Genomic DNA, 7150 nt, shown 5'->3' with positions numbered 1-7150 from the left:
CATATGAGCAGGATGAAGTTGGTTGTCATCGGTAATGGCATGGTTGGCCATCGCTATATCGAAGATTTGGTCGAAAAAATGGAGGCATCGGCTGTTGATGTCACGGTTTTTTGTGAGGAACCGCGTGTTGCCTACGATCGCGTCCATCTTTCTTCCTACTTTTCACACCATACCGCTGAAGAGCTTTCGCTTGTTAAGCCGGGTTTCTATCAAAAGCATGCGATTAATGTCTTGATGGGCGAGCGGGCGGTTAACATTAACCGCGAAAAGCGCGTGGTCTATTCAAATACTGGCCGTGAAGTGAGCTATGACAAATTAGTCTTGGCGACGGGCTCTTATCCCTTTGTACCGCCGATCAAAGGCAATGAAAGTAAAGACTGCTTTGTCTATCGCACCATTGAAGATCTAAAGGCCATCGAAACGTGCGCGAAAAAGAGCAAAAGTGGCGTAGTGATAGGCGGTGGTTTACTTGGCCTTGAAGCGGCTGGCGCGCTGAAAGCGTTGGGCGTACAAACCCATGTGATTGAGTTTGCTCCGGTATTAATGGCTGAGCAACTTGACTTGCAAGGCGGTTTACAACTGCGTAATAAAATTGAGCGGATGGGGGTGCACGTTCACACTAGCAAAAATACGCTAGAGATCGTTGCTCAAGGCGAGACCGCTCGTAATACCATGAAGTTTGCCGACGGTTCGGATTTGGAAGTTGACTTCATCGTATTTTCCGCAGGGATACGTCCTCAGGACAAATTAGCTCGTGAAATGGGTCTAGACATCGCGCCGCGTGGTGGGGTTGCCATTAACGATCACTGCCAAACATCCGATCCTGATATTTATGCGATTGGCGAATGTGCTTCTTGGAATCAAACTTTTTTCGGTCTGGTCGCTCCTGGTTACAAAATGGCAACGGTTGCGGTTGATCATCTTGTGGGCAATGAGAGCCAATTTAGTGGTGCAGACATGAGCGCCAAGCTCAAACTGCTGGGTGTGAAGGTGGGATCGATTGGCGATGCCAATGGACGAACTCCGGGTTGTAAAAGCTACGTCTATCAAAATGAAGAAGATGAAGTTTATAAGCGCATTATCGTTTCTGAAGATGGTAAAAAACTGCTTGGTGCAGTTTTAGTCGGCGACACGTCAGATTACGGCGATTTACTGCAACTCAAACTCAATCATATTGAGCTGCCCAAACACCCAGACACCTTGATTCTACCTGCGCATGCTGGCGCTGAAAAACCGGCATTAGGCGCGGATGCACTACCTGATACTGCGGTGATCTGCTCTTGTTTTGATGTGACTAAAGCGAAAATTGCCCAAGCCGTGGCCGATGGTCATCATACGCTCGGCGCGATTAAAGCGGTGACAGGGGCCGGAACAGGTTGTGGTGGTTGCGTGCCTTTAGTGACGTCGGTTCTGAATGCTGAATTGGCTAAATCGGGTGTGGAAGTCAAAAACGACATTTGTGAGCACTTTGCGTATTCACGCCAAGAGCTGTTCCATTTGATCCGCATTAACGGTATCAAACGTTTTGATGAGATGTTGGCAAAACATGGACGCGGTTATGGGTGCGAAGTCTGTAAGCCAACAATTGGTTCGATTCTGGCCTCGTGTTGGGGGGATCATGTGCTCTCGCCATCGTTGGTCAGTTTGCAAGACACCAATGATAACTTCTTGGGCAACATGCAAAAAGACGGTACTTATTCGGTGATCCCACGCATGGCGGGTGGTGAAGTCACACCACAAGCGCTTGCGGTGCTGGCGAATGTCGCTCAAGAATACAAACTTTACGCCAAAGTGACGGGCGCGCAGCGCATTGGTCTGTTTGGTGCCCAAAAAGACGATTTACCTGAGATTTGGCGCAAACTGATTGATGCTGGATACGAGACAGGCCAAGCCTATGCCAAAGCTCTGCGCATGGCAAAAACGTGTGTCGGTAGTACGTGGTGTCGTTTTGGTGTGCAAGACAGCGTCGGTTTGGGTGTGTTGATTGAAAACCGCTACAAAGGTATCCGTACACCACACAAGATGAAGTTTGGTGTCTCAGGTTGCACCCGCGAATGTGCCGAAGCGCAAGGCAAAGATTTAGGCCTGATTGCGACCGATGCGGGTTGGAATATGTATGTCTGCGGTAATGGTGGTATGAAGCCTCGACATGCCGATCTGCTGGCCTCTGATTTAGATGAAGCAACACTACTGAAATACATCGACCGTTTCATGATGTTCTACATTCGCACAGCCGATAAATTACAACGCACCTCAGTGTGGCTAGACAACCTAGAAGGTGGCGTTGATTACCTGCGTGAAGTGATTGTGGACGATAAGTTGGGCATTAACGATCAACTCGAAGCAGATGTGGCAAAGCTTATTGCTGATTATCGCTGTGAATGGACAGAAACGCTTAATCATCCTGAGCAATTAACTCGTTTTACTCACTTCATTAATTCTGATTTACGCGATGAGAACGTCGTGTTCGTCAGCGCTCGTGAGCAGCACCGTCCTGCGACTTATAGCGAAAAACACCCAGAAGCGAAAGGCGATATATTCCACATTGCGCTTGCTGATTCAGCAATCTCTACCCCTGTTTTGGAGAAATAACTATGGCCAATAACACAGTATTTCAAGCCATCTGTGGCATTAATGACATTGTTCCCGGAACGGGTGTGTGTGCACTGGTGAATGGTGAGCAAGTGGCTCTCTTCCGTCCGACTGAGGCGCAAGAAGTGATGGCGATAAGCAATATGGATCCCTTTGCTCGAGCCAATGTGTTGTCACGCGGTTTTATTTGCCAACATCAAGAGCAGTTCTGGGTAGCAAGCCCGCTTAAAAAGCAGCGTTTCAATCTCATAACAGGCCAATGTATGGAAGATGAACGCTTTAGCGTGAAAGCTTATGCTGTGCGAGTCACCGACGGCGTGGTCGAAGTCGCGGCTTAACAGCCGCTTTTGAGACGATGAGATTCAATAGCAAAAAGGTTCCTTGTTCATCGAGTTCTCTTGGTGAAGCATCGATGGCTGGGAGCCTTTATCTATTCAATTTCCCTTTTTAATTTTAACTTTGGTGATAATAAGGACCATTATGTCTTATGTAAAACCTGCCGATTTTGTGCAAACAATGATTGACGCTGGCGAAAGCAAAATCTTCATGTCAACGCGCGATACCCTGATTCGCGGCATTATGGCGGGGGCAATTCTTGCTATCGCTGTCGCTGTGGCTATTACTGCGGCTGTGCAAACCGGAGTGCCTATTGTTGGCGCACTGGTCTTCCCTGTGGGGTTTTGTATTTTGAACCTAATGGGCTTTGATTTATTAACGGGTGTTTTTGCTTTAGCGCCTTTAGCTTTGTTTGAAAAACGCGCCGGAGTAACCAAAGCGGGCGTTCTACGGAATTGGGGCTTGGTTGGGCTAGGTAACTTAATCGGTGCCGTTGCCGTCGCCTTTTTAGTGGCGCTAACCTTCACCATGAATTTCAGTATCGAGCCGAGCTCGGTTGGGCAAGCGTTTATCAAAGCGTCTACTGCTCGCACTCTTGGCTTTGCCGAACACGGTATTAATGGCTGGATCACCGTGTTTGTGAAAGGCATCTTGTGTAACTGGATGGTGTGTCTAGGTGTGGTGGGCGCAATGACCTCAACTTCGGTCAGCGGCAAAGTGGTCGCGATGTGGCTACCTATTTTTATTTTCTTCGGTTTGGTTTTTGAACACGCCGTAGTGAACATGTACCTGTTCCCACTTGGCATGATGTTGGGCGCTAAATTCACCATCGTCGATTGGTTGGTGTGGAACCAAATTCCGGCCACATTGGGTAACTTAGTGGGCGGCTTGTTATTTACCGGGTTAAGCCTTTACATGACTCACGGTAAAACCTTGCCACAACGCAACCTTGGCTAACCATTGTTAAGTGAGGTTTAACCTCGCTTAATGACGATATCCTTTTGTCGATAAGGTAGAGAGTAATCATGGTAAGCAGTGTAACGAGTCGCGGTTTTGTCTCTTTAGTAGGCGCAGGGCCAGGCGATCCCGATCTACTGACGGTTAAGGGGCTACGCGTGATCAGCCAAGCGCAAGTGGTGGTGTATGATCGTTTAGTTTCGCAAGCGATTTTAGATCTGGCGCCAAGCAGCGCGGAGATGATCTACGTTGGCAAACAGTTGGATTTTCATTGTGTGCCGCAAGATCAGATCAACCAAATTCTGGTCGATAAAGCCAAAGAAGGTAAAAAAGTTGTCCGTTTGAAAGGCGGCGATTCCTTTATTTTTGGCCGAGGTGGTGAAGAGCTCGAAACGCTGGCTGAACATCATATCGCTTATGAAGTGGTTCCGGGGATCACGGCAGCAGCAGGCTGCACGGCTTACGCGGGGATTCCGCTGACGCACCGTGATCACGCGCAAAGTGTGCAGTTCATTACGGGTCACTTACAAAAAGAAGGTAAAGCGATCAATTGGCGATGTTTAGCGCAAGATAATCAAACCTTGGTTTTTTATATGGGGTTAAAGCAGTGCCCGAATATCACACGAAACTTGTTGGATGCTGGCCTGAGCGCAGAAACGCCTTGCGCGATTATCGAACGCGGCACTACAGATAAACAGAGAGTATTGACGGGCTCGCTTGACGATTTACCCCTTTTAGCGCAACAAGCACAAAGCCCAGCCTTGATTGTGGTCGGCAGTGTGACTCGCTTGCACGACAAATTGAAGTGGTTTGGCGTATACTAGGCGCAATTTGCAAAGCAGCGGCGAACAGGCCGCTGTTTTTGTTTCTATTTGAGAAGAGAGCTCATGGAAAAAGTTGCCATTCTTGTCGACGTTCAAAACGTCTATTACACCTGTAAAGAGAAGTACCGCCAGCATTTTGATTACAACCAATTTTGGTATGTAGCCACTCAAGGGCGAGAGGTGATTAAAGCCAATGCCTATGCGATTGCTAGCCAAGATCCTAAGCAGCGCCAGTTCCACCATATTTTGCGCGGTATTGGTTTTGAGGTTCAGCTTAAGCCCTTCATTCAGCGTCGTGATGGCAGTGCAAAAGGGGATTGGGATGTCGGTATTACTCTCGATGCGATTGAGCTGGCAGAGCAAGCGGATGTGATTGTTCTGGTATCAGGAGATGGTGATTTCGAGCTATTGGTCGAACGGATTAAACAGCGTTTTAACAAAAAAGTAGAAGTGTACGGAGTACCAAGGCTGACGGCTCAAAGCCTTATTGATGTCGCCAGCCAGTTTGTTCCAATCGAGCAAGACTTACTGTTGTAGCTCACCTTCAGCAGGCACAATCTCACTATGTTGAGTATCTACCGTGCCGGTTGAAGCGGCTTGTTCTGCGTCTAATTTTTCACGTTCAGCTTTTGAAATATAACGAGGTTTATTGCTGCCGTGCAGCTTGGCATGCTTCTTTTTAAGATGCTTTTGCAGTGTTTGGTTAATTTTCTTTTTGCGGTTCATAGTCGTCTGCTCTTTGACACAAAGTCTTGGGTACATGAGGAACAAGGTGGCGCAGGATACTTGTTTTTATCTGCGATCTCAATGGGAGTTATTGGCAATGGAAAAAATGCATAGCGATCTTTTAACGGGAGAGCAGCTCAGTGAGTTTCGCACCGTAGAGGCGATGGTGAACATTTATTGTCAGCGCCATCATCGCTGTCAATCTGGCCTCTGTACGTGTTGCAAAACCTTGTTGGAATATGCGCAAGTACGTTTAGATCGCTGTCCTTATGGCCAACATAAACCCACCTGTAACCGTTGCCCAATTCATTGCTATAAGCCTGAGCCGAAAGAACAAATGAGATTGGTGATGCGTTACGCAGGGCCAAGAATGTTGCTCTCTCACCCTATATTGGCGATCCGCCATCTACTGCATGAAAAACGTGCACTACCAGAAAAACCAAAGGCGCATGCATCAAATCGCCATCAACGATTGAACCGTGCGCCTTGCGATAAAATATGATCCGCTTTGCTGCGACTTATTTCCCCGCCACCCACTGGCGTTTGGTTTTGAGGCTTGAAGCCAACATATAAATACAAGTCGCCAGTAAAGCAATAAAGAGATAACCCATTAAGCCTTGCGATCTTTGCATAAACCAATCAGCGATCACGGGGCCAACCACAGAGCCGATACTGTAGCTAAACAGCATAACTTGTGTCGCTGAGACAATGTAATTGGCATCGAGCTTATCACAACCTAAGTTGATGGCGATTGGGTACAGGGCAAACGTCGCCATGCCTAAAAAAAACAAGCTGGCAGCTAATATCATCATCGTTGAATCGAACAAGGTTATGGTAATCGCCGCAGAGCCAATCAAGCAAAACAGTGCCATTAATAGTGTTCGGCCCAAAAACTTTGATAGCCAAGGCACCATAGGTTGCACCGCCATGCCACCCAAAACTACAAGCGCCATTAAGCTGCCAATATCGGTATGGCTGATACCGCGTTGTTCCAATTCAACAGGCATTAGACCGTAGATAGCCCCCAAAGTGAGCCCTGAAACTCCGCAACCGAGCAAGGCGGCATGGTTTAGTTTGAGTACCTGTTTCAGTGATAGGCTGACGGCATGCTGAGTTGACGGTTGGTCGGATTCGCCATAAATCAGCACCACACTGGCGATTAATAGTAAGGTAATGATGGCAATGAAAGGCACGCCGCCTGATACGCCTAAATAACCAATCCCTAATTGGCCCAATGCCGTGCCGCCGTAAAGCGCCGCCATATAAATACCAAGGCGTTTTGCTCGGCCTTTTTCATCACCATGTAATAGCCAAGACTCGACGACTACAAAGACACCAGCCACCGCAATACCAGCAACAAAACGTGCCACTAACCAAGCACTGGCATAGTGCAGAGCAGGTAAGGCAAAAATGGTTAACATGAGTAGCGCTAAGCACCATACAAAAGCGTTTCGGTGGCCAACGCGGTTGACAACAGGTTCAACGACTAATGCGCCGATCAATAAGCCAGCGTAAAAGGCACTGGCAAGCCAGCTTGCCAATGAGCTTTCAAGCCCGTAGTGCGGCAACATCAATGGGATCAGGCTCATTAAATAGCCTGAGGCAATCGCATAAAGCGATAGCGCAATGACCGGAACGGAAATGCGAGGTGAAGACGCGTTCACAGTGATGTTGTCCATTGACTTTGCCTCAAAACCAGAATTGATGGGATATTT

Annotated in this window: 8 protein-coding genes; 6 read left to right on the top strand and 2 right to left on the bottom strand. The window is 47.9% G+C overall.

What is annotated here, in order from left to right; all coding sequences use genetic code 11:
• Window positions 1-3 precede the first annotated feature (3 nt).
• The 5 genes from nirB (at window position 4) to AACT21_RS04300 (ending at window position 5246) form a co-directional block, all read left to right on the top strand.
• Window positions 4-2592 carry a nitrite reductase large subunit NirB gene (gene nirB / locus AACT21_RS04320; protein WP_094163177.1) on the top strand — a complete coding sequence of 863 codons (2589 nt, stop codon included), beginning with the start codon at window positions 4-6 and terminating at the stop codon, window positions 2590-2592.
• A gap of 2 nt (window positions 2593-2594) precedes the next feature.
• Window positions 2595-2930 carry a nitrite reductase small subunit NirD gene (gene nirD / locus AACT21_RS04315; protein ID WP_094163176.1) on the top strand — a complete coding sequence of 112 codons (336 nt, stop codon included), beginning with the start codon at window positions 2595-2597 and terminating at the stop codon, window positions 2928-2930.
• Between the two features lie 142 nt (window positions 2931-3072).
• Window positions 3073-3885 (top strand): formate/nitrite transporter family protein, encoded by an 813-nt coding sequence (locus tag AACT21_RS04310; protein WP_094163175.1) that lies wholly within the window; start codon window positions 3073-3075, stop codon window positions 3883-3885.
• A gap of 68 nt (window positions 3886-3953) precedes the next feature.
• The gene (gene cobA / locus AACT21_RS04305; protein WP_017047244.1) at window positions 3954-4709 is read left to right on the top strand and encodes a uroporphyrinogen-III C-methyltransferase; all 756 of its coding nucleotides are present in this window, start codon (window positions 3954-3956) and stop codon (window positions 4707-4709) included.
• A 63-nt stretch (window positions 4710-4772) separates the two neighbouring features.
• Window positions 4773-5246, top strand: coding sequence for a LabA-like NYN domain-containing protein (locus tag AACT21_RS04300; RefSeq protein WP_010319683.1), 474 nt, complete (start codon window positions 4773-4775; stop codon window positions 5244-5246).
• On the opposite strand, the gene AACT21_RS04295 is transcribed toward AACT21_RS04300, so the two are convergent.
• A complete protein-coding gene (locus tag AACT21_RS04295; RefSeq protein ID WP_064626251.1) occupies window positions 5235-5435 on the bottom strand; it encodes a DUF2986 domain-containing protein in 201 nt (66 codons plus the stop codon). The genes AACT21_RS04300 and AACT21_RS04295 overlap by 12 nt on opposite strands.
• Before the next feature lie 97 nt (window positions 5436-5532).
• Between AACT21_RS04295 and AACT21_RS04290 the strand changes: the two genes are divergently transcribed.
• The gene (locus tag AACT21_RS04290; protein WP_214652525.1) at window positions 5533-5937 is read left to right on the top strand and encodes a nitrous oxide-stimulated promoter family protein; all 405 of its coding nucleotides are present in this window, start codon (window positions 5533-5535) and stop codon (window positions 5935-5937) included.
• Window positions 5938-5953: 16 nt separating this feature from the next.
• Here the strand turns inward: AACT21_RS04290 and AACT21_RS04285 are convergent, their stop codons facing one another.
• Window positions 5954-7114 (bottom strand): MFS transporter, encoded by a 1161-nt coding sequence (locus tag AACT21_RS04285; protein WP_017047243.1) that lies wholly within the window; start codon window positions 7112-7114, stop codon window positions 5954-5956.
• Window positions 7115-7150: the final 36 nt, after the last annotated feature.

It is taken from the genome of Vibrio sp. V08_P9A1T1, from assembly GCF_963874405.1.
Lineage (GTDB): Bacteria > Pseudomonadota > Gammaproteobacteria > Enterobacterales > Vibrionaceae > Vibrio > Vibrio anguillarum.
Note: the sequence above shows the minus strand (reverse complement) of the source record. Positions and strands in the feature narration are given on the sequence as shown.